Source organism: Sutcliffiella halmapala, from assembly GCF_050107295.1.
GTDB lineage: Bacteria > Bacillota > Bacilli > Bacillales > Bacillaceae_I > Sutcliffiella_A > Sutcliffiella_A halmapala_A.
The window spans coordinates 24,942-46,287 of record NZ_JBNIKR010000012.1 but is presented as its reverse complement, the minus strand read 5'-3'; the positions used below and the strand labels follow the sequence as shown (position 1 = coordinate 46,287).

22 protein-coding genes are annotated in these 21,346 nt (G+C 43.7%); 11 read left to right on the top strand and 11 right to left on the bottom strand.

The genetic code is table 11. The annotated features are described in order from the left end of the window. The first annotated feature begins 3 nt into the window (after positions 1-3). From thiS to thiE, 5 genes are read left to right on the top strand one after another with little or no spacing between them, the layout of a single operon-like run. Positions 4-207, top strand: a complete 204-nt coding sequence (gene thiS / locus ACQCT5_RS18170) for a sulfur carrier protein ThiS (RefSeq protein ID WP_499643864.1) — start codon at positions 4-6, stop codon at positions 205-207. 1 nt (position 208) lies between these two features. Beyond that, on the top strand, positions 209-976 hold the full coding sequence (locus ACQCT5_RS18165; protein ID WP_499643862.1) for a thiazole synthase: 768 nt from the start codon (positions 209-211) through the stop codon (positions 974-976). Beyond that, entirely contained in the window at positions 973-1,998 is a 1,026-nt protein-coding gene (locus tag ACQCT5_RS18160) for a thiazole biosynthesis adenylyltransferase ThiF (RefSeq protein WP_499644056.1), read from the top strand. Before ACQCT5_RS18165 ends, ACQCT5_RS18160 begins: the two co-directional genes overlap by 4 nt. 34 nt (positions 1,999-2,032) lie before the next feature. Further along, complete coding sequence (gene thiD / locus ACQCT5_RS18155; RefSeq protein ID WP_499643860.1) at positions 2,033-2,842, top strand: bifunctional hydroxymethylpyrimidine kinase/phosphomethylpyrimidine kinase; 810 nt, start codon at positions 2,033-2,035, stop codon at positions 2,840-2,842. Positions 2,843-2,865: 23 nt separating this feature from the next. Next, positions 2,866-3,507, top strand: a complete 642-nt coding sequence (gene thiE, locus ACQCT5_RS18150; protein WP_499644054.1) for a thiamine phosphate synthase — start codon at positions 2,866-2,868, stop codon at positions 3,505-3,507. Between the two features lie 235 nt (positions 3,508-3,742). On the opposite strand, the gene hmpA is transcribed toward thiE, so the two are convergent. Next, positions 3,743-4,972, bottom strand: a complete 1,230-nt coding sequence (gene hmpA / locus ACQCT5_RS18145) for an NO-inducible flavohemoprotein (RefSeq protein ID WP_499643858.1) — start codon at positions 4,970-4,972, stop codon at positions 3,743-3,745. Between the two features lie 245 nt (positions 4,973-5,217). Then, positions 5,218-5,418: a cold-shock protein gene (locus tag ACQCT5_RS18140; protein WP_386636799.1), complete on the bottom strand. Its 201-nt coding sequence runs from the start codon at positions 5,416-5,418 to the stop codon at positions 5,218-5,220. Between the two features lie 784 nt (positions 5,419-6,202). On the opposite strand from ACQCT5_RS18140, the gene ACQCT5_RS18135 reads away from it, so the two are divergent. The 5 genes from ACQCT5_RS18135 (at position 6,203) to ACQCT5_RS18115 (ending at position 12,690) form a co-directional block, all read left to right on the top strand. Further along, on the top strand, positions 6,203-7,960 hold the full coding sequence (locus tag ACQCT5_RS18135; protein ID WP_499643855.1) for an ABC transporter ATP-binding protein: 1,758 nt from the start codon (positions 6,203-6,205) through the stop codon (positions 7,958-7,960). Then, positions 7,957-9,987: an ABC transporter ATP-binding protein gene (locus ACQCT5_RS18130; protein WP_499643853.1), complete on the top strand. Its 2,031-nt coding sequence runs from the start codon at positions 7,957-7,959 to the stop codon at positions 9,985-9,987. The genes ACQCT5_RS18135 and ACQCT5_RS18130 overlap by 4 nt, the downstream gene beginning before the upstream one ends. 246 nt (positions 9,988-10,233) lie before the next feature. Then, complete coding sequence (locus ACQCT5_RS18125; protein ID WP_499643851.1) at positions 10,234-11,055, top strand: amino acid ABC transporter substrate-binding protein; 822 nt, start codon at positions 10,234-10,236, stop codon at positions 11,053-11,055. Continuing rightward, positions 11,042-11,743 carry an amino acid ABC transporter permease gene (locus ACQCT5_RS18120; protein WP_318245848.1) on the top strand — a complete coding sequence of 234 codons (702 nt, stop codon included), beginning with the start codon at positions 11,042-11,044 and terminating at the stop codon, positions 11,741-11,743. Before ACQCT5_RS18125 ends, ACQCT5_RS18120 begins: the two co-directional genes overlap by 14 nt. A 203-nt stretch (positions 11,744-11,946) precedes the next feature. Further along, positions 11,947-12,690 carry an amino acid ABC transporter ATP-binding protein gene (locus ACQCT5_RS18115; protein WP_499644052.1) on the top strand — a complete coding sequence of 248 codons (744 nt, stop codon included), beginning with the start codon at positions 11,947-11,949 and terminating at the stop codon, positions 12,688-12,690. A 135-nt stretch (positions 12,691-12,825) separates the two neighbouring features. Here the strand turns inward: ACQCT5_RS18115 and ACQCT5_RS18110 are convergent, their stop codons facing one another. After that, on the bottom strand, positions 12,826-13,029 hold the full coding sequence (locus tag ACQCT5_RS18110; protein ID WP_386636789.1) for an alpha/beta-type small acid-soluble spore protein: 204 nt from the start codon (positions 13,027-13,029) through the stop codon (positions 12,826-12,828). A 248-nt stretch (positions 13,030-13,277) separates the two neighbouring features. Between ACQCT5_RS18110 and ACQCT5_RS18105 the strand changes: the two genes are divergently transcribed. Then, positions 13,278-13,520 (top strand): hypothetical protein, encoded by a 243-nt coding sequence (locus ACQCT5_RS18105; RefSeq protein ID WP_499643848.1) that lies wholly within the window; start codon positions 13,278-13,280, stop codon positions 13,518-13,520. Between the two features lie 45 nt (positions 13,521-13,565). Here ACQCT5_RS18105 and ACQCT5_RS18100 read toward each other — a convergent pair whose 3' ends face one another. The 8 genes from ACQCT5_RS18100 to ACQCT5_RS18065 all read right to left on the bottom strand — a co-directional run bounded on the left by ACQCT5_RS18100 (position 13,566) and on the right by ACQCT5_RS18065 (position 21,324). Next, complete coding sequence (locus tag ACQCT5_RS18100; RefSeq protein WP_386636785.1) at positions 13,566-14,669, bottom strand: ABC transporter ATP-binding protein; 1,104 nt, start codon at positions 14,667-14,669, stop codon at positions 13,566-13,568. A gap of 147 nt (positions 14,670-14,816) precedes the next feature. Beyond that, positions 14,817-15,752: a PucR family transcriptional regulator gene (locus ACQCT5_RS18095; protein WP_499643845.1), complete on the bottom strand. Its 936-nt coding sequence runs from the start codon at positions 15,750-15,752 to the stop codon at positions 14,817-14,819. A 68-nt stretch (positions 15,753-15,820) separates the two neighbouring features. Then, on the bottom strand, positions 15,821-16,006 hold the full coding sequence (locus tag ACQCT5_RS18090) for a hypothetical protein (protein WP_499643843.1): 186 nt from the start codon (positions 16,004-16,006) through the stop codon (positions 15,821-15,823). 55 nt (positions 16,007-16,061) lie between these two features. Next, positions 16,062-16,274, bottom strand: coding sequence for a DUF5342 family protein (locus ACQCT5_RS18085; protein ID WP_499643841.1), 213 nt, complete (start codon positions 16,272-16,274; stop codon positions 16,062-16,064). Positions 16,275-16,320: 46 nt separating this feature from the next. After that, positions 16,321-17,517, bottom strand: a complete 1,197-nt coding sequence (locus ACQCT5_RS18080; protein ID WP_499643839.1) for a YheC/YheD family protein — start codon at positions 17,515-17,517, stop codon at positions 16,321-16,323. Then, on the bottom strand, positions 17,514-18,872 hold the full coding sequence (locus ACQCT5_RS18075; protein WP_499643837.1) for a YheC/YheD family endospore coat-associated protein: 1,359 nt from the start codon (positions 18,870-18,872) through the stop codon (positions 17,514-17,516). The genes ACQCT5_RS18080 and ACQCT5_RS18075 overlap by 4 nt, the downstream gene beginning before the upstream one ends. Before the next feature lies 1 nt (position 18,873). Beyond that, positions 18,874-19,944, bottom strand: a complete 1,071-nt coding sequence (locus ACQCT5_RS18070) for a YheC/YheD family endospore coat-associated protein (protein WP_499643835.1) — start codon at positions 19,942-19,944, stop codon at positions 18,874-18,876. Positions 19,945-19,950: 6 nt separating this feature from the next. After that, on the bottom strand, positions 19,951-21,324 hold the full coding sequence (locus tag ACQCT5_RS18065) for a YheC/YheD family endospore coat-associated protein (RefSeq protein ID WP_499643833.1): 1,374 nt from the start codon (positions 21,322-21,324) through the stop codon (positions 19,951-19,953). Positions 21,325-21,346 lie beyond the last annotated feature (22 nt).

Below are 21,346 nucleotides of genomic sequence, written 5' to 3'. Positions count from 1 at the left end.
AATATGAAAATTCGGATTAATGGCGATCATGTAGAAATTCCAAACGAAGTAACCAACGTTGCGGAATTATTATCACATTTTCAGCTTGATCAAAAGGTAGTTATTGTAGAAAAGAACAAAGAGATATTGCAAAAAGAGCTTCATGCAGCTGAAACAGTTGCAGAAGGTGACCAACTGGAACTAGTACATTTTGTAGGAGGCGGATGATATGTTGAAAATTGGTTCATACACATTTAATTCTCGTTTATTGCTTGGAACAGGAAAATATCCCGATTTTGATATTCAACAGAAGGCGGTGGATGTATCCGAATCGGAGATTCTGACTTTTGCCGTTAGAAGAATGAATATTTTTGAAGCGAGTCAGCCGAACTTTTTGGAAAAGTTGGATTTGGAGAAATACACCCTTCTGCCAAACACAGCAGGTGCCAAAACAGCAGAGGAGGCGGTAAGGATTGCAAAGCTTGCAAAAGCATCCGGGCTGTGTGACATGATCAAGGTCGAAGTGATCGGCTGTTGGAAGACGCTGCTACCAGATCCGGTGGAAACCTTGAAAGCAACAGAAGAATTGTTGAAAGAGGGATTTACTGTCCTGCCGTATACGTCTGATGATGTCGTCCTTGCCCGGAAACTAGAGGAGCTTGGGGCACATGCCATCATGCCGGGTGCATCCCCGATCGGCTCTGGCCAAGGGATCATCAACGAATTGAACCTTAGCTTCATCATCGAACAGGCAAAGGTTCCTGTCATTGTCGATGCAGGAATCGGATCCCCAGCTGATGCAGCCAAGGCGATGGAATTGGGGGCAGATGGGGTGCTATTGAACACCGCTGTTTCAGCCGCAAAAGATCCTGTGAAAATGGCCTATGCCATGAAACTTGCCATTGAAGCGGGACGACTGGGATATGAAGCCGGCCGAATGGATAAAAAGCGCTATGCGACAGCAAGCAGTCCGACCGAAGGAATGAGTGTGGGATAATGGAACGCTATTCACGTCAGACCCTATTTTCACCGATCGGGGAAGACGGACAAAAGCTTTTAGGGCAAAAGCATGTACTCCTGATCGGTGCAGGTGCACTGGGAACAGGAAATGCCGAAGCGCTGGTCCGTGCCGGTGTCGGCAGGCTGACCATTGTCGACCGTGATTATGTCGAGTGGAGCAATCTTCAGCGTCAGCAGCTCTACAGCGAAGAGGATGCAAGTGGAAAGCTTCCGAAGGCGATTGCCGCTAAAGATCGTTTGGAAAAAATCAATTCGGAAGTAGAGATAGTTGCGCTAGTAGACGATGTCACAGCTGAAAGTCTGGAGAATTTCGTGAAAAACGAACAGGTTTCCCTGCTCCTGGACGCCACAGATAATTTTGATATCCGTCTGATCATGAATGATATTTCGCAAAAATATGAGATACCCTGGATCTATGGGGCATGCGTAGGGAGTTATGGCATTTCTTTTACCATTTTACCGGGAGAAACTCCATGTCTGCAGTGTCTGTTGAATGCCGTTCCGCTAGGGGGAGCAACGTGCGATACGGTCGGCATCATTTCTCCTGCTGTTGGAATGGTGGTGGCGCATCAGGTGGCAGAAGCATTGAAAATGTTAACCGGTAACAAGAAAGCGTGCCGAAGAAAGCTCGTTTCTTTTGACCTCTGGAAAAACCACTATGTATCGATCGATGTGGCAAAAATGAAACAGGCAGGCTGCAAAAGCTGTGGAGAAAAGAGAACCTATCCGAATCTATCCTTTGAAAACCAAACAAAAACAGCGGTCCTATGTGGGCGCGACTCTATCCAGATCCGCCCTTCCAAAGCCGGGGAAAGGGATCTGACTGAGCTTAAGAGAGTGCTTGTCGAACGGGGGATAGCTGTGGAGGAAAATCCTTATCTGCTCTCCTTTGAAATTGAGGATCACCGCCTTGTGGCATTCAAGGATGGCAGGGTCCTCATCCACGGCACAAAGGATGTATTGGCAGCAAAGTCCTTGTATTATCGGTATTTTGGTTAGTTTTTTTACATAAAAAAGCACGGAGGTGACACCCATGATAGGAAAAGCATTAACCATCGCAGGCTCTGATAGCGGTGGAGGAGCAGGAATACAAGCCGACCTGAAAACCTTTCAGGAATTGAAAGTCTATGGGATGTCTGCGATTACTGCCCTAACCGCGCAGAATACAAAAGGCGTTCAAGCGGTTTATCCTATCCCTATTGATATGGTGCTTCAACAGCTTTCTTCCATTGAAGAAGATCTGAAGCCGGATGCTTTAAAAACAGGCATGCTTTTTAGCAGCGCTCTGATTGAAGCAGTCGCACAACAGATAAAAAGCTTTCAATGGGGAAATGTAGTGGTAGATCCGGTGATGATTGCAAAAGGGGGAGCCAAGCTCTTGCAGGAGGATGCAATTCGTTCCATGAGGGAATCGCTCATCCCACTTGCAACTGTCATCACCCCGAATATTCCGGAAGCGGAGGTGTTGACGGAGATTCCAATCCGTTCAATGGAGGACCGTCGGAAGGCAGCAAAGATCTTGAATAAGCTTGGAGGGGATTATGTTGTGATCAAAGGTGGACACGGTTTTGGAGACGACCTCATCGACCTGATCTATGATGGACATAGCTTCCATGAATTGAAGAGTATGAGGATTGCCACGAAAAACACACATGGAACGGGCTGTACCTTTGCCGCAGCCATTACGGCTCAGCTGGCAAAGGGTGAGTCTGTTTGGGATGCCATACAGGTAGCCAAGGAATTCATCCATGCTGCCATTGAAGAGGACCTACAGATAGGCAGTGGCCATGGCCCTACCAATCACTGGGCTTACCAAGAGAGAAGGGTGAGTGTCAATTCTTGATAAACGAAAAATTGAAAGATTTGATGCGGTTATATTTAGTGATGGGGAGCACCAATTGTCGTGAAATGGATCCCCTGACCGTTCTTGATGCGGCTTTAAAAGGAGGGGTTACCCTCTTCCAATACCGTGAAAAGGGGATAGGGGCCAAATCTGGGCAGGAAAAAATAGTGCTCGGTCAGGCGTTGATGAGCCGCTGTCATTCATACGGTATCCCGTTTATTGTGAATGATGATGTGGAACTTGCCTTGGAATTGGGGGCAGACGGTTTACATATCGGTCAGGAGGATGGACCAATTTCCGTAATAAGAGAAAAATTCGCCGGAAAACTACTCGGTGTCTCCGTCCATAATGTACAAGAGGCCCAAGAGGCAATGAAGTGTGGTGCCGATTACCTGGGCGTAGGTCCAATGTATTTTACCAGCACGAAAAGTGATCTTCATGAGGTGAAAGGGCCGGATATAATCAAAGAAATCCGAGCAGCCGGAATCACACTGCCAATTGTAGGGATCGGTGGGATAGACAAGGAAAGAGCTGCGAGTGTAGTGGAGGCCGGTGCGGATGGGGTTGCTGTCATTTCCGCGATTAGCCAAGCCCCTTGCCCCACTGATGCAGCAAGGGAATTGCTAAGCACGGTAGAAAAAGTTTTGCATGTTGCAAAAAAATAAATATCCATTTTTAAAAAATGATGCTATAATAATAGGACCATTTACTTTATTACATGTTTGTAACCACCCTGTTCCTTTTTGGAGCAGGTTTTTTTATGTGATTGGCGCTTTGTTTGAAGTGAACGACGTTAAGGGGCCTGACCCCCACCGCTTTAAAGCGATGGGGGTCAGGCCCCTTTTTAGTGCTTTAATGTAGTGAGGGTCAGGCCCCTTTTTAGCGCTTTAATGCAGTGGGTTAGACCTCTAAACTTTCCTTCTGTTTCAAATCCATCGCAGGGCCGAAAAATTCGTAGTTGATTTTTTCGGCTGGTACTCCGATGTTTTCGAGGTGGGTCAGGATGGCACGCATGAATGGAACCGGTCCACATACATAGAATATAGCTTCTGGTTCAGCATGCAGCTCTTTGATCATTTCTTCGGTTACATAACCATCGAAGTGGAACTTTTGGAAGCTGCGATCTTCTTCTGTTGGATTTTCATAGACAAAGATGGCTTCCCCTTTTTCCAGAGTTTCCATTGAATTCTTCACTTCATCATAAAATGCATGAACCGTTCCATTTTTTGAAGCATGCAGGAAGGTCGTTGGGCGTGTAGGCTCTGTTTGAGCGATTGCCTTCAACATACTTAGCATAGGGGTGATCCCGACTCCACCACTGATGAGGTAGACAGGTTCATAGCCTGTATCAAGAGTGAAGTCTCCTGCAGGTACAGTAAGCTCCAGCTTATCACCTACATTGACATGATCATGAAAGTAGTTGGAGACTTTCCCTTCAGGAGTGAATTCCGCTTCTCTTTTGACTGAAATCCGGTAAAATTCTTCAGTCGGCGCATCAGATAGACTGTACTGGCGGTTCAATAAGTATTCTTCACCTGGAATAGATACACGGATGGTGATATATTGCCCAGGCTTATGAAGAGAAACTTTGCTTCCGTCTGCCGGCTTCAAGTAGAAGGAAGTGATTACAGAGCTTTCCTCTTCTTTTCTTACTACTTCAAATTCTTTAAAGTCGGACCAGCCGGCATTCGCTTTTTCTGCTTCTTGATACATTTCCTGTTCCACATCAATGAATACTTGAGCAATGACGCCATAGGCTTCTCCCCATGCATGCAGGATTTCCTCGGTCGCTGCGTCCCCAAGCACTTCCTTGATCGCAAGTAGCAGATGCTCACCTACAATTGGATAGTGCTCCGGTTTTACTTGCAGGCTTCGATGCTTATGTGCGATCTGTTTAACCGCAGGGAGCAGAACTTCAAGCTGATCGATATAGGTTGCTGCTGCATAAACGGTGTTGGCCAAAGCAGTTTGCTGGCGTCCTTTGGATTGGTTAGCATGATTAAAGATATTTAATAATTCCGGATGGTTTTCGAAAAGTTTCTTATAGAAGAAAGTAGTAATTTCTACGCCCTTGTCTGCTAATACAGGTGCAGTGGACTTTACGATCTCAATTGTTTTCTGGATTAACATGATAAGATCTCCTTTAAAAGATATATTTTAAATACATCTTTATTATAAGGGGGTGTATAGTTAAAGATATATTTTAAATACATCTTTAACAAGTCTGTCACATTCTTATGGCTGAATTGTGAATAAGGCCTGAGTATGTGTATATGAATCGAACTGGAAATGAAGAGGCATATAGGTTTAATCTGGTGAAAAAGGGCAAAATAAAAAGGCCCCCATAAAGGGAGCCTTTTTTATCTTTTGAAAAATTATGCTTTATTTACGTTAGCTGCTTGGTCGCCACGGTTACCTTGAACGATTTCAAATGTAACTTGTTGACCTTCTTCTAAAGATTTGAAACCTTCGCCTTGGATAGCTGAGAAGTGTACGAATACGTCGTCTCCGTCTTGGCGCTCGATGAATCCGAATCCTTTTTCTGCGTTAAACCATTTTACTGTACCTTGTAACATGTTGTTACCTCCTATGTGCTTTACGCACAAATGTATTACTATTCTTGCTCAAACAATATCAAGGCGAAAGTTAAATCTTAACTTTGAATCCTTACATACCGAACAAAAATAATTCTTCTTAAGAATAACAGGAAAAACCGAAAATAGCAAGAGAAGATGATATTCCTCTAAGAATTCGAATGACCTTCGACATGGACGAGGATACTCCTGCCGGGGTCTGGCCCCTATTTTCAATTTATTTTTTCTGTTATGTGTTTCGTCTTAGGCTTATTAATTATCTTAAAATTAGTAATTGACAAAATCTTGTCCATGGTGATAAATTTAGAGGGTGGAAAATTTATGAATCAGAAATTTTAAAGGAAAAGGAGGGCTCGAGATGATTAATTTAATTGTTGTTTTTGGTGATGTTGCAGGTAAGCTTAATAACTTCATAGATCTCGTGACCTGCCCTAAGAGTGTTTTCAGTCTGAATTAATTCTGACTGTCACTTACCTTTACTATTTTTTATGTGGGATAATAGTATTGTGCAAACACAGGTCACTTCAAGAACGTGGCGTGTGCTTTTTTATTGGGAGAATTCTCAGGCATACCGGACTGACGTTCGGTGTGCCTTTTTTTGTTTGCTTGTATTACTATTTTTTTCCACAAAAGAATCCACTAACCAAACTAAAATGAGGAGGAAATGAAAATGGAAAAAGTAACGTTTCTTAGAATCACATACAGAGAGGCTTCAGATGATGGGTAGGTATCTTAGTTTTAGGAGAACGGAAAGGGGTTGGATCATATGCTTTCAGTTTTAGGCAAATTAGGTTGGTTTTTTAAGGAGCATTGGAGAAGATATGCTGTTGCCATAGGATTATTGATTTTTGCGGGGTTTTTGGAGATTATCCCGCCAAAGATGATAGGGATGGCCATTGATGATATACAGATTGGAGCGTTTACACCGGAAAGGCTTTTTCAGTATGTTGCCTTTTTATTTGTTCTTGCTTTTGTTATCTATGGCATTACGTATGTTTGGATGTATCAGCTTTTTGGCAGTTCATTCCTGGTGGAAAGATCTTTACGCTCAAAGCTGATGGGGCATCTTTTAAAGATGACACCGACTTTTTATGAAAAAAATCGTACAGGGGATTTGATGGCGCGTGCAACGAACGATCTGAAGGCGATTTCGACCACCGCCGGTTTCGGGGTGCTGACGCTTATCGACTCCAGTGCGTTCATGCTGGTCATCCTTGGAACGATGGGGTTCCTCATCAGCTGGAAACTGACAATCGCGGCCATTCTGCCGTTGCCTTTGATGGCCCTTGCGATGAATATATACGGGAAGAAAATTCATCAGCGCTTCACAGAAGCCCAAGATGCTTTCGGTGATATGAATGACAGGGTTCTCGAATCCATTGCAGGGGTACGCGTTATCCGAGCGTATGTGCAGGAACGGGCAGATCAGGGCAGATTCCATAATATGACGGATGATGTCTACAAAAAGAATGTGAAAGTGGCAATCATTGATTCTTTATTTGAACCTACTATAAAACTGCTTGTAGGTGCAAGCTACCTGATCGGGTTGGGCTACGGGGCATACCTTGTGTTCCATAAGGAGATCACACTCGGGGAACTTGTCAGCTTTAACGTATACTTAGGGATGCTGATCTGGCCGATGTTCGCAATTGGTGAGCTGATCAACGTCATGCAACGCGGGAACGCTTCTTTGGACCGTGTCAATGAGACACTCGCCTATGAAGCGGATGTTGCGGACCATACTTCACCGGTAACGGTAAATGATCCGTCAACCATTGATTTCGACGAGGTGACATTCCGTTATCCTTCCTCTACAGTGGACAATTTAAAGAAGGTTTCCTTCCATATAAAGAAGGGGCAGACACTTGGTATTGTCGGGAAGACGGGAAGCGGGAAAACAACCATCATCAAGCAATTGCTGAGAGAGTACCCAATCGGCAAAGGTAAAATCACGATTGATGGCGTACCATTGGAAAGAATCACCCTCGAGCAGATACAAGGCTGGATCGGCTATGTGCCACAGGATCACGTGTTGTTTTCCAGAACGGTAAAAGAGAACATCCTATTCGGAAAGCATGATGCTACAAAAAAAGAGATTGCAAGGGCAATCGAATCCTCAGCATTTACAAAAGATCTGGAGATGCTTCCAGAAGGTTTGCAGACGCTGGTGGGAGAGAAAGGTGTTTCTTTATCAGGCGGGCAAAAACAAAGGATTTCTATTGCGAGAGCTCTGATCGCCAATCCGAAAATTTTGATTCTTGATGATAGTTTATCGGCAGTGGATGCGAAAACGGAAGCAGCCATTATTGAAAATATCAGAAATGAACGTTCAGGTAAAACGACCATCATCTCCACTCACCGTTTATCCGCAGTACAGCATGCAGATTGGATCATCGTGCTTGAGAACGGAGAAATTGTTGAGTCCGGGATGCATGAGCAGCTAATGGCAGCTGGAGGATGGTACAAAGAACAGTTTGAACGACAGCAAGTTCAGTCGCCAAAAGGAGGCGAGGTGTTGACATGAAAGAAGTAAAATCAGGAAAGCGGCTATTCCGCTATGCCTTAACACAAAAGAAAATTATCATTTTTGCGCTAATCATGCTTTCCATAGCAGTTGCAGCAGAGCTTACGGGTCCGTTTATTGCGAAGCGTATGATCGACAATCACATTTTAGGGATAGAGAAAACGTGGATTGCGACAGAGGAGGACGGAAAGGATAAGGTCTTCTACGATGGATCGTACTATATACGGGAGGACCGTGCAAAAGGAACAGAAGCCACCGGAGAAGAAACAGCGAGGGTTCTCCAGGTTGGCAGAGAGTATTATTTTGTCCCATCAGAAAATGCTTTTGATGGCGAGAGAAATGCTTCCAATGGCGAAATCACCATTACCCGAGGTGAGGAATCAGCTACGTATGAGGCAACATTACTCACTAGCGGCGAGCTGATCGACTTTTATCAGCCTGAGGTAAAATATATCGGGTATCTGGTTGCGATGTACTTTGGACTGTTGGTCGTTTCATCCTTTTTCCAGTATGGGCAAAGCTATTACCTTCAGACATCGGCAAACCGCATCATCCAAAAGATGAGGGAGGATGTTTTCGGTCAGATCCAAAAGCTTCCGATCCAGTATTTTGATCATCTTCCTGCTGGTAAGGTTGTATCACGGATCACCAATGACACGGAAACAATCAAGGAATTGTACGTAACGGTCCTTGCGACGTTCTTTTCCGGACTCATCTATATTACAGGGATTTATATTGCTTTATTCCTGTTGGATGCCAAGCTTGCAGCCATAAGCTTGCTGCTCATTCCGATCCTTGTGATCTGGTTTATTTTCTACAGAAAGTATGCATCGGTATACAATCATAAGATTAGAGCATTGTTAAGCGATATTAATGGAAACATCAATGAATCCATTCAGGGGATGACGATCATTCAAGCGTTTCGCCGTCAAAAGAAGGCGAAGGAAGAATTCGAAACGTGGAACGAGGAGCATTTCACTTATCAGAACAAATTGTTGAGCTTGAATGCGTTGACCTCCCATAACCTTGTTGGGGTATTACGTAACATTTCGTTTGTGGTTGTCATCTGGTATTTCGGTGGAGCCTCATTGGGTGTTGGATCGATGATTTCCTTGGGTGTCCTGTATGCCTATGTGGACTATCTTGGAAGAATGTTCGGACCGATTACAGGGATGGTCAATCAATTGGCCAACCTGGAGCAGGCCCGTGTATCCGCAGCCCGCGTATTTGAATTGATGGATGAAGCAGGGGTGGAAGTATCGGATGAAAAGCATCCCCGCTATGAAGGGAATGTCTCCTTCGAATCGGTCTGGTTTGGCTACAAAGAAAATGAATATGTCCTGAAGGATATCAGCTTTCAGGCGCAAAAAGGGGAAACGGTGGCACTTGTCGGTCACACAGGTTCAGGAAAGAGTTCGATTATGAACCTTCTTTTCCGCTTCTATGATATTGAAAAAGGAAAAATCCTTATTGATGGCAAAGATATTCAGCAGCTTTCCAAGCAGGAAATCAGACAGCACATGGGCATTGTTCTGCAGGATCCTTTCCTTTTCTCTGGTACGATCGCTTCCAATGTGAGCTTGGAGGATCCTTCGATTTCCATGGAGAAGGTAAAAAAGGCGTTGCAGGATGTGGGCGCAATGGACTTCATCTCCGCTCTGCCAAAAGGGTTGGAGGAGCCTGTTATCGAAAAGGGAAGCACGCTTTCCTCCGGTCAAAGACAGCTCATCTCGTTTGCAAGAGCCTTGGCCTTTGATCCGGCAATCCTGATTTTGGATGAAGCCACAGCGAGCATTGATACGGAAACGGAGGCAGTCATCCAAAAAGCACTTGAAGTCCTGAAAAAAGGAAGAACGACCTTTATCATCGCTCACCGACTTTCTACCATTAAGAGTGCAGATCAGATCCTGGTATTGGATCGCGGCGCAATTGTGGAAAGAGGAAACCATGATGAACTGATGGAGCGTAAGGGAAAATACTATCAAATGTATGAGCTGCAACAGGGTGGCCAGCATTTGGCAGGTTAATAAAATCAACAGGAGTCCGGGATAATCCGGGCTCTTTTTTATGGTGCAAAAAGATCAGTTATTCTTATCAAGTGCATGGTATAGTTTCAGTAACGGATGATACTAGGTGATCTGTTGAAACATGTTTCTCGTGGAAATAGGAAATGATAAAGTTGAAACAAAATTCTTTACATCAGACGAAACTTTATATACTATACAATATGTTAATAAAACAATTCTGATAAGATTACTGGGGGTTTAAAAAGGATGAAGAAATATTTAACACTCTTTACACTATTGTTCACATTCGCACTGGTTCTGGTGGCATGTGGAACTACAAATAATGATGAAACGACAGGCGAGGGCGACAAAGCGGAAGAAAAGGAAAATCTGCTAAGCAAGGTGGAGGAAGAAGGAACACTTCTGATTGGAACGGAAGGTACATACCCTCCATTCACATTTCATGATGATTCAGGCAAGCTGACTGGTTTTGATGTGGAAGTGGCAGAAGAAGTGGCAAAGCGCTTAGGCGTAGAAGCGAAGTTCATGGAAACGCAATGGGATGCCATGTTTGCCGGGCTTGATGCAAAACGTTTTGATATGATTGCAAACCAGGTTGGGATCAGAGAAGATCGTCTGGAAAAGTATGATTTCTCTGAGCATTATATTACATCCACAGCTGTGGTTGTAGCAAATAAAGACAATGATGACATCAAGGAATTTGCAGACATTGAAGGCAAAAAATCTGCACAGTCCCTGACAAGCAACTACGCGGATCTTGCACGCGAGCACAAAGCGGAGATTGTTGGAGTAAACGGTTTTAATGAAGCGATTGAGCTTTTATCATCCAATCGTGTAGAGGTAACCATCAATGATAATTTGTCTGTCCTTGATTTCCAGAAAAACCGCCCGAATGCACCAATCAAAATCGTAGCAGAGCATGAAGATGCTGCACAAAGCGGATTTATGTTCCGAAAAGGCAGTGACGAGCTTGTCGAAGCAGTCAACGGTGCATTGGCAGAAATGATCGAAGACGGCACCTACGCAAAAATATCAGAGAAATGGTTTGGTGAAGATGTACTTAACTAGTATTTTTTCAGACCCTGAAAGACTGGACCGGATGATGAGCATTGCCCAGAGTTCCCTTCTCCCATTGGTGAAGGGAGCTCTCACTTATACGATACCATTGACATTGATTTCTTTCAGCATTGGTCTTGTGATTGCGGTGTTAACGGCATTGGCAAGGATTTCTTCGGTTAAGCCGCTCCAGATCATAGCCAGAATCTATGTCTCCATCATCAGGGGAACGCCGCTTTTAGTGCAATTATTTATCATTTTCTATGGTTTACCGTCCATAGGTGTTACCATTGATTCATTTCCGGCTGCCGTTATCGGATTTTCACTTAATCTTGGGGCATATGCTTCCGAAATTATCCGTGCAGCCATTCTATCCACGCCAAAAGGGCAGTGGGAGGCGGCATATTCCATGGGAATGACATACCCTCAGGCGTTAAAGCGGATCATTTTACCGCAGGCATCCAGGGTGTCCATACCTCCGTTGTCGAATTCCTTTATCAGCCTTGTCAAAGATACTTCATTGGCGTCGTTGATATTGGTGACGGAAATGTTCAGGAAAGCACAGGAAATTGCAGCCACCAATTATGAATTTCTACTATTATATACACAGGCAGCTGCCTTGTATTGGATTATCTGTTTCCTTCTCTCACTAGTTCAAGGGCAGCTTGAGAGACGCCTTGACAGATATGTAGCAAAATAAAAAGGCTCTTTTCACATCAATGTTGCTTTCTGTCGCTAGTAAAAAATCGGCAGTTGGATTTTTTACATCCTTATGAAAAAGATGTTGTTCTCACTTCGTATGATCTTTAGGAAAAGAGCACGATGGTACGTTTACTACGGGTGGATATCCATACGAAAAGCAACAGACTATGCGAAACCGGCCATGAAAAAGGAGCTCGAGATATGATTGCAGTAGAGAGCTTATACAAGCAGTTCGGAGATTTAGAAGTTTTAAAAGGAATAGATTTGAATGTGGAGCAGGGAAAAGTGGTGGTTGTCATTGGCCCATCAGGTTCAGGGAAGACGACACTTTTACGCTGCTTGAACATTTTGGAGACACCAACCTCCGGAAAAGTGTCCATTGACAGTCAGGTACTGGACTTTTCCTCGAAGGTTCCTTCCGGGAAAATTGCCAGCTTCAGAAGATTGACGGGTATGGTGTTCCAAAGCTATAATCTTTTTCCGCATATGACAGCCCTCCAAAATGTAATGGAAGGGCCGATAACGGTGAAAAAGGAACAGAAAGCAAAGGTCGAAGAAAAAGCAAGACGTCTTCTGGAGAAGGTTGGCCTCGGCGATAAAGCGGACTTTTATCCATTCCAGCTTTCAGGAGGACAACAGCAGCGTGTCGGTATTGCAAGAGCGTTGGCGATGGAGCCGAAAGTGATGCTCTTTGATGAGGCGACTTCCGCGTTGGATCCCGAACTTGTCGGCGAAGTTCTTCGAGTCATGAAGGAGCTTGCCCAGGAGGGGATGACCATGGTTGTGGTCACCCATGAAATGCAGTTTGCCCGGGAAGTGGCAGATGAAGTGATCTTCATGGACAAAGGCGTGATAATCGAAAAAGGGAAGCCGGAGGAGATTTTTGAGTCTCCAAAGGCAGAGAGAACGAAACAATTCCTGCGCTTGATCAGCAGTGGAGTTTGATAAAAGTATTTCTTTGAGACTTCGGATTTTTTCGAGGTCTCTTTATTTTATCCTCATAAAGGAAGGCACCCCAAAGTTTGTTTGAGGTGCCCATAGCCATACATATAAAATTATGTGTTACATAAAAACTGAAACTTATCTTCCGCCTAGGGATTGCTCAGCCATTTGAACTAGGCGCTTTGTGATTTCTCCACCAACAGATCCGTTAGAGCGAGAAGTTGTGTCAGCACCAAGGTTAACTCCGAACTCAGAAGCGATTTCATACTTCATTTGATCGATAGCTGCTTGTGCTCCAGGTGCTACTAATTGATTAGACGAATTTCTTGATTGGTTTGCCATGTTGATTCATCTCCTCGAAATATAGTTTTGGTTGGACCCACTGGGTTTGCACCAGTTCAGCAGAAATTTTCTGCCGCGCTCTCGGCTGGTCCATTTGTTAGTAAGATGTTACTTGTATTATAGGAATTTCTTAAAATCCTTATTCTTTTTTCTATCAGGTAATTATTGGATATTACAGAGGCGTCTACAAAGCATAATTCCATCAGTTTGAGAAAAAAATAACCCTAATCAGGAATGGAGGGACAAGGATGGCAATGTGTCCTTTATGCAATGGATTTGAGGCGTATGAAAGCCGATGCTCATCTTGTGGAGGCATGATGTTGGACCTTGGTAAGGCAACAGATTTTTTGGATGATTATAGCGCTTATATGGATATTGATGTGTTAAAGCTTGTCGATGGGGATTTGACAAGTCTGACGGAAAATGTCTGCATACATGTTATTAGTTGCACTAGTTGCCAGCAGGACCTCATCTTGGCAGTAAATGAATAAAAGCCAGGCCACTCATGAAAGAGACGGCCTGGCTTGGAAGATTTATTATTTTGTACGAATGCGAGATTCTGTTTCGAAATCAAAGAAGTGAGCTTTGTTCATATCAAGTGCAAGCTGCAGCGTTTGCTGGGGCTTCACGTCAGAACGGGAGTCAACACGTGCTACGAAATCCTGGCCGTGGATCTGGGAGTAAAGCATGGATTCAGCACCAAGTAATTCTGCAACTTCGATTACTGCAGTGATGGTAGAACCAACAGCAGATTCGATGAAAACAGGCTCATCATGGATATCCTCTGGTCGAATTCCAAGAATAACTTCTTTCCCAACATAACCTTGGTCACGTAGAACTTTCATTTTTCCTTCTGGAACAGAGATTTTTTGCTCTCCTAGTAAGAATGCCCCTTCCTCCAATTTACCATTGAAGAAGTTCATTGCAGGAGATCCGATGAATCCGCCAACAAATACGTTTTCTGGATTTTCGTAGACTTCTTTTGGAGAACCAAGCTGTTGAATGATACCGTCCTTCATTACAACAAGGCGAGTTGCCATTGTCATTGCTTCTGTCTGATCATGCGTTACGTAGATAGTAGTTGTTTGCAGACGTTGGTGAAGCTTGGAGATTTCTGCACGCATCGCTACACGCAGCTTCGCATCAAGGTTGGATAAAGGCTCATCCATCAAGAATACTTTTGCATCACGGACGATTGCACGACCTAGCGCAACACGCTGACGCTGACCACCAGATAATGCTTTGGGTTTACGGTCTAAATATTGCTCTAACCCCAGGATTGCCGCTGCTTCTTTTACGCGGCGGTCGATTTCTTCTTTCGGGAACTTACGAAGCTTTAATCCGAAAGCCATGTTGTCATATACATTCATATGCGGGTAAAGCGCATAGTTTTGGAATACCATCGCGATGTCGCGGTCCTTTGGAGCTACATCGTTCATTCTTTTTCCGTCGATTTCAAAGTCTCCCTTGGAAATTTCCTCAAGACCTGCAATCATACGTAAAGTTGTAGATTTACCGCAACCTGATGGACCTACGAATACGATAAACTCTTTATCCTTGATGTGTAAGTTGAAATCTTTAACGGCAGTAACGTCGCCTTCGTATACTTTATAAATATGATCTAATTTTAATTCAGCCATTGTTCATTTCCTCCTGTGAAATCGTTTTCTTAACTAGTATCAGTGTAACGAAAACGGATACATTTCGTAAATGTACAAGTTGCACAAAGATGGAGGCGGGGGTTTGTGCATGTTGACATGAGCCCAACAAAAATACAATTGCAATCACTACTTCTCCGTCTCTAAAATAATGAGTGCAAGGTACGCCGCCAATGCCCCCTGGAAGTTTTTGATGTCTATTCCTGTCCGCTCAGAGAACTTATCTATTCGATATTGCAGGCTATTGCGGTGCATGAAAAGTTTTTTTGCAGTCAACGAGACATTGAGATTATTTTCAATGTAGACCTTGATGCTTTGCAGCAATTCCTGGTCTTCTTCGAGCACAGGTCCGAACTGCTGCTTAAACTGTATGACCAGCTCTGCTTCCAATTGGCCTGTCACCAAGTAGGGTATGGCCTGTTCAAATGTATGGATCATCATTTTCTTTTGTGAGTGGCGGGAGAGGTCAAAGCATTTCTTTTCCCAGTCAAAGGCATACTTCGCTTTTTCGTCTATAGGTCTTGCGGAGCCGGTGAACAGCTTTACGTTTGTATAAAAGTCGCTTGCAGTCGTATCGATAATATCGGAATAGGGAGGGCTGTCTTCCGGTTTATGGTTTTTTGGAAAGACTTCAATCAGGACCCCGCTTGTTGCATTTTCCCATATCAGCTCGATGGGAGTTTCAAAGAAGGCAGCCAATGCTTCCTTCCATTCTTCCTTGAGCGGGAAGGCCTCCCCGAAATGAAACTGGATAAAACGGCAATGCATTTGAGGTGGATAGGGATGGTCTGGTGCACTATATTCATTTAGATATAAGAAGGAATGCCACCAATTTTCCGTTGATGTCATTTCGAATTGGACTTGTGATACCCTCTCCAAAAATGCAGCCAGCAATAGTCTATCCTTTTCCGCTAATACGCTCTTCTCAATACCGATATATTCATTGGTTGGACCATAGAACCATTCATATTGGTCAAAATCATCAGGCATGGATCTTCTGACAAGAGAATCTCCGTATATTTTTTTCAGTTGATTGTACATGAGGATCCCTTTCTTTCTGTACATGCTTTGCTTCTATTATAGCAAAAGAACAAATAAAAAAACTCTTCCCATAAAAGGAAGAGTCAGTGGTGCTATTCATTCGGCGGCGTTTCCTTCTCGAGCTCGCGCGCCTCTTCGATATTCGTATACTTGTCCCTGGAAAAAACACTTCCTCCAGCCATGCCTTCATTGATATAGCGATCCACGTCCATGAAGTATTCATCACGGCCCTCATAGCTTGGTTCATTCCTGGTCTGATCCTTCTTTTTCTCCGACAAAAAAAATCCCTCCTTTTACTCGTAGTTTGTGTGAAGGAGGGAAGAACCATACCATTTATTCATAGACGTGAAACAGCATCAGTTCGTGGATTTGTTTCTCCACCTGCACTATTTCTTCAGGAGAGAAGGGGGCAGACTCGTCAAATTCAATTTTCCCATCTTTATGATAGGTGGCTTTTATGCTCTGGCCTTTGAAAAAGAAGGATAGGTGCCACCCGGGCAACTGGCTGTTTTTATAGAAAGATTTTATTTGAAAATGTGATATCATGCTGATACCTCCTAATCATTATTTCTCAATAATGATTAGTTCTTCATCAAACGGAAAAATCCTTTATTTTATTTGATTTTCCGATAAAAAGGTCGGTCAATTTTTCTGTTGAAGCTTCCTTGATTGCCGGTTCATCAAAGTCCATCGGCTTTGCATTCAGCTCAAAAAGAAAAAGTTCCCCTTCAGGTGTAATTCCTATATCAGCAGAGAACTCACTCAGATTGTCATAAAAGGTGGAGAGGTGTTTACCGCATAGGTTGATTAGATTTCTAACAGCAGGAATGTCGAGCTCAAAGGGAAGGTCCTCCAAGGATACAATACTACCCCCTGCAGGAATATGGGTAGTGACCTGCTGCGTATTGGCAACACGTACTCCGATTCCTGTGACGTCAAAACCTAAGCTCAAACCTTTTGCATGGGAAAGAATCCTGTAATCGAACTTTTTTCCTTCAAAAGGAAGGGTGGTGATGGCTTCCTGGACAATGTAGGAGTGTAATGAGTCGGTGTTGCCGAAATATTGGATCAGCTTTTTAATGCTCGGGAACAGAAAAGTTTTGGCTGAAGTGGTTTTTAGTATATAACTATGACCATTGCTATAAATATAGGCAAGACCGATTCCCTTCTTACTTTTTCTTTTTTTAATGTAGACGGCTCCAAATTTGGCCAGGAATTCCGCCAGATTCTCTTCTGATAAAAGAGCAGTCCCAGGGAGGTGCCGTACTATTTCATCATGGCTTTTCAGCTGCAGATAGAGCTCCCATTTATCAAAAAAACATGGGTTGAAAATAGGGATATGGTAAAGGTCGGCAAGATTCTGCACTTGTTCCAGTTGACCCGCTTCATCTTCATGGGAATAGAGCCTGTTATAGATGATATCAGGGAGAGGTGCCTTCATTTTTATCCAGTTCCGGTGGACCGGCAGAAAACAGAATCCTTCCATTCCATCCTCTGAAAGCTGATCTGGAGTGAAGACGATCGAATTCCCGCCTTTTCGGGCCAAGGAGAGCTGCAGCCGTTTGAACAAACCGATATTCCCGATAAAACCCTCTTTATTCGGGCTCGCCAGGATTCCGACAAGCGGACCTGCTTTTGACTCCTCGAAATGGAAGTGAAAGGACTGATAGCTCTTTGGATGGGAGTCCCTATAGGGGACAGTAAAGTATTTACCCAGGAATATTTTCTCTTTCCCTTGATTGAGATGATACCAGGATTCTCCTGACAAATCGTAGAAAAGCTGCTTCATGAGAATATACCATCCGGATACTTGATGCTTTTCTCTGTGAGATAGACGGCATATTCTATGGAAAGCTTTCTTGTCAAGATATCTTCATTTCTAAGTTTTGGATGATAGAAAATCGATCTTCCAGGCTTTGAATTTGCTTCAAACAGCCAGATCCTTTTTTCCTTATCCATCCCAAAGTCAAAACCGATTTCCCCGATAAAACCGGGCAAATGGGTATCAATGGCCTCACTGATCAGAAGGGAAGCCTGGGTGAGCTTTTGCGTGACATCCACATGATCCACCTCGTCAGGAAATAACTCAGAGAGGGTTTTTACCACACCGCCGCTATTCATATGGGTGGTCACACTCCCTTTGCCGCTAAGCTTAGCAGCCATTGCGCTTACCATCCATTTGCCGTTATCATCCTTATTCGTGTGTACCCGGAAGTCCACATGAGAATCATTCTTTTTCAGTAAAGGAATGCCCTGCTGAATAATGAAGCCTGATAAATCTTTGTTTTTCATGACGGTTCCGAGCAAGGTTTCCAAAGAGGAGAAGCGCATCAGCTTGTTGTGAAGTTCTGCATTTTTGAATCGGACATAATAGAGACCTTTCTCACGGTCATAGATGATTTTATAAACACCATGGCCAAGGCTTCCGTTCATCGGTTTTACATAAATGAAAGGATAATGGGCCAGATATTCCTCCATTTTCTCAATGGTCACATTATTGCTCGTCTCAGGCAGATAGGGGACAATGCTCTCTTCGATCTTCAATTTCTGATGGATATCCCACTTGTTGAAGAAACCTGGGTTGAACCAGGGAATGGCATAATCTTTTTGGATTTTCTCTCTCGTTTCCGAGAGAAGCTTGTGTTTTTCTGTTCGTCGATTTGGAAGCCTATCGTACACAACATGAGGGAAGGGTAGTTTTTTCCTGCACCAGCCCTCGTCTGAAAACATATATCCTTCCATTGTTCCCTCTTCCCAATTGATATGGTTTGCACCAAAAAGAAATACATACGCACCAACCTTTTTCTCAGTGGCCAAAAGCTTGGAAAAGAAGAGTGTCCGCTCACCGATCGGTCTGACGATGGAGTTGGTAAAACCGGCTGTGAAAATACCGATCAATGGACCGAGATGGAGCACATCCTCATGGACGAACAGATGGATTTTCCCTTCATATGGAAGCATAAGCTCCTCATAGATCTTCTTTGATACGTATAAAGTTCCTCCTGCATGGTAGGAGGGCTTGCAGCTGTATTGCAATGTTCCAAAAGCAATCGAGGAGACAGGCCATTCCTTCAATGTGTCAGGGATGGAAATGGCAACATCCTTTAATGAAACCTTACACTTTACAGGTAAAAGAGCTTTCATATCATTCAACTCCCATTTTGTTTCCTTGTGAAAAAGCAAGATACTCGCAATATTTGCTTGGAGCTTCATACATTTCCTTTTGAATTTGTTTTGCTGTCATTGTTACTATCTTATGACCTGGCTTGGAATTAATATCTAATATCCATAAATTCTGACGGCTATCCAATCCGAGATCTACGCCCAATTCAAATAGGGGCTGAAATGCTCTTTCCAGTAATACAGGAAGGTGAATAACTATTTTTCGAATGTTCTCTTCCAGCTTTCTTTTTTGCAAGGAGGTGAGGCTTTTAGTCAGTGAGGAGTAGGTATGCATCCTTCCTCCCCCAGCCAGATTGGAGGTAATGTGATGGGGAATGCCTGTACGAATGACCCTGATACGCTCCTGCCATTCACCCTTTTCATCCTTTTGCAGCAAGAGCCGGATATCAAAAGGCGTGCCTTCCTTATTTTGAAGGGATAAAAAGGGCTGGAAGATATAGAGTGTTTTTTTCATGCGTGTATGTAGCCATTGCTGAAAAAGATTTGAGGAAGGAAAAGTGAAATGCTGCTCCCCCGGCTGCTTCACTTCTTTAGCTACAAAATGCCCATTGGAGGCTTCCACCTTGATCAGACCTTTTCCTTGTGAGCCTTGAATCGGTTTCAGCACCCACTTTTTTTGAAGCTGCAAATTTGCCAATAGAAAGCTGAATGTAGTGAGTCTAAAAGTCCTTGGGAAAAAATGCGCAAGAGATGGGTCTGTTGAAACAGCCTGATAAACCATCCATTTGTTTGGCAGGCCATATCCCAAAAAACGGCGCTGCTCCCCCAGCTTCAACCTTTCCACTCTACCGGACAGTTCACGAGACAATTGGGAGGAGTAAAAGCAGCGGTCATAAATAAAAGAAGGAATAGGAAAGCTGTCACTTACCCATTCCATTTTTTCACGACAATACCGCAGACCATTTATTTTTTTCTCCCCGTTCAATGCTTGAGGAGAAAAGTGATATACCATTGTACTGCTGACGGCATGCTGTGCTATTTTCGTCATATATGGTGTCGGCTTCAAAAAAGAAAGTATTCCTAGTGCTATCATGCTTGATCAGGCCTCCTTGATTGTTTCATGTATCAGATATAGACAGTAGAGGATAATCGCTTTTGCAGAAGGGCGGACGGTAGCGGAGCTTAGAGTACTATCCAAATTTTTGGAGGGCTTGGTGTTCACTTCGATAATCCAAGGACGTCCGGTTTGATCGATAGCCAGGTCAACTCCAAGCTCTCCATAGATCCCCTCCGAAACCATTCCCACCACATCCGCTACCTCAAGCGCTATCTCCTTCAGATGCTGACGCAGATGTAAAAGTTCCTCCCTTTCATACCGTGATCGCAATGCTTTTGAAACTGTCAGCATTTCGCCGCCCTGTGCAAGGTTGGAAACAAAATATCCCTCCTTGGACGCTCTAGCGGTGGAGGAGGTCACACGCCAGCGGTGGTTTTCCCCGCGGTGGCAGAGGTAGCGGAAATCCACCGGTCGGCCATCGAGGTCCAACAGATCAAGACCCTGTTGGATAATATAGTGCTTTTTTTTGATATGCGAGGAGAGTCGCTTGTACAATTCAGCAAAATTACTGTATGTTGAAGATACTTCCTGCTGAATGGATGAGTAGCTTAATGCAAAACCATCAGGCACCTTGCAGACCTTGAAAATCTGCTTTCCCTGACTGCCATTGATGGGTTTAATAAAAATGGTGGAGTATTGTTCCAGCCAAATTTTCAGCGATTCCTTCGAGTAGAATGCCGTATCCGGCAAAAAGGGATGAAGATGCTCTGCTTCCTGCAACTGCTTATAGACTGTCCACTTATCAAGAAAATGGTCATTGAAATAAGGTATTTTCCATTCCTGCAATTGCTTGGTGAAATCCTGAAACATTTGCCGTCTTTCATTCGTACGTTTATGGAGCCGATTATGGATCACCTGCGGAAAAGGGAGGGTGTATCGTTTCCAGGCATCATTTTCGAAAAAATAGCCCTCAATCGATGGTGCTGCCCACTGATCCGGTGTGGAAAACACATAAAAAATGGCTCCTATCTCATAGGAGTACTTCGCCAGCTCCTGGCAGTATTCATGTATGGACTTCAAATCGATACCTTCTTCTTTTAAGGTGATTTCAGTCAGAAGCCCGATAACAGGTCCGATCAGAAGTCTTTGTCTTGCGTGATCAAAGGAAATCAAATAATTTTTTTCTTCCTCAAAGAGCAGCAGGGAATGTAAAATAGAGGGATCGAGTCTTATGGTGCATTCCTCTCCCTTGATACATACGACCGGAGCCGAAATTGTATTCCGACTGCATTGCAATTCAAGCAAAGATATATTCTGTGGAAGCTTCAATTTTTTTGCCAACGCTTCACTAATTTGTATAATTGGAACTGAATGCATGCTTTCAAAAGGCACTACTCTTACAATATGAAAGTTCATGATATTCCCTCATTTATTACCT

Excerpts from the sequence above, each read along its gene's own strand:
- thiS (WP_499643864.1), top strand. The coding sequence starts at position 4 with ATGAAAATTCGGATTAATGGCGATCATGTAGAAATTCCAAACGAAGTA.
- ACQCT5_RS18165 (WP_499643862.1), top strand. The coding sequence starts at position 209 with ATGTTGAAAATTGGTTCATACACATTTAATTCTCGTTTATTGCTTGGA.
- thiD (WP_499643860.1), top strand. The coding sequence starts at position 2,033 with ATGATAGGAAAAGCATTAACCATCGCAGGCTCTGATAGCGGTGGAGGA.
- thiE (WP_499644054.1), top strand. The coding sequence starts at position 2,866 with ATGCGGTTATATTTAGTGATGGGGAGCACCAATTGTCGTGAAATGGAT.
- hmpA (WP_499643858.1), bottom strand. The coding sequence starts at position 4,972 with ATGTTAATCCAGAAAACAATTGAGATCGTAAAGTCCACTGCACCTGTA.
- ACQCT5_RS18140 (WP_386636799.1), bottom strand. The coding sequence starts at position 5,418 with ATGTTACAAGGTACAGTAAAATGGTTTAACGCAGAAAAAGGATTCGGA.
- ACQCT5_RS18135 (WP_499643855.1), top strand. The coding sequence starts at position 6,203 with ATGCTTTCAGTTTTAGGCAAATTAGGTTGGTTTTTTAAGGAGCATTGG.
- ACQCT5_RS18130 (WP_499643853.1), top strand. The coding sequence starts at position 7,957 with ATGAAAGAAGTAAAATCAGGAAAGCGGCTATTCCGCTATGCCTTAACA.
- ACQCT5_RS18125 (WP_499643851.1), top strand. The coding sequence starts at position 10,234 with ATGAAGAAATATTTAACACTCTTTACACTATTGTTCACATTCGCACTG.
- ACQCT5_RS18120 (WP_318245848.1), top strand. The coding sequence starts at position 11,042 with ATGTACTTAACTAGTATTTTTTCAGACCCTGAAAGACTGGACCGGATG.
- ACQCT5_RS18115 (WP_499644052.1), top strand. The coding sequence starts at position 11,947 with ATGATTGCAGTAGAGAGCTTATACAAGCAGTTCGGAGATTTAGAAGTT.
- ACQCT5_RS18110 (WP_386636789.1), bottom strand. The coding sequence starts at position 13,029 with ATGGCAAACCAATCAAGAAATTCGTCTAATCAATTAGTAGCACCTGGA.
- ACQCT5_RS18105 (WP_499643848.1), top strand. The coding sequence starts at position 13,278 with ATGGCAATGTGTCCTTTATGCAATGGATTTGAGGCGTATGAAAGCCGA.
- ACQCT5_RS18100 (WP_386636785.1), bottom strand. The coding sequence starts at position 14,669 with ATGGCTGAATTAAAATTAGATCATATTTATAAAGTATACGAAGGCGAC.
- ACQCT5_RS18095 (WP_499643845.1), bottom strand. The coding sequence starts at position 15,752 with ATGTACAGAAAGAAAGGGATCCTCATGTACAATCAACTGAAAAAAATA.
- ACQCT5_RS18085 (WP_499643841.1), bottom strand. The coding sequence starts at position 16,274 with ATGATATCACATTTTCAAATAAAATCTTTCTATAAAAACAGCCAGTTG.
- ACQCT5_RS18080 (WP_499643839.1), bottom strand. The coding sequence starts at position 17,517 with ATGAAGCAGCTTTTCTACGATTTGTCAGGAGAATCCTGGTATCATCTC.
- ACQCT5_RS18075 (WP_499643837.1), bottom strand. The coding sequence starts at position 18,872 with ATGAAAGCTCTTTTACCTGTAAAGTGTAAGGTTTCATTAAAGGATGTT.
- ACQCT5_RS18070 (WP_499643835.1), bottom strand. The coding sequence starts at position 19,944 with ATGATAGCACTAGGAATACTTTCTTTTTTGAAGCCGACACCATATATG.
- ACQCT5_RS18065 (WP_499643833.1), bottom strand. The coding sequence starts at position 21,324 with ATGAACTTTCATATTGTAAGAGTAGTGCCTTTTGAAAGCATGCATTCA.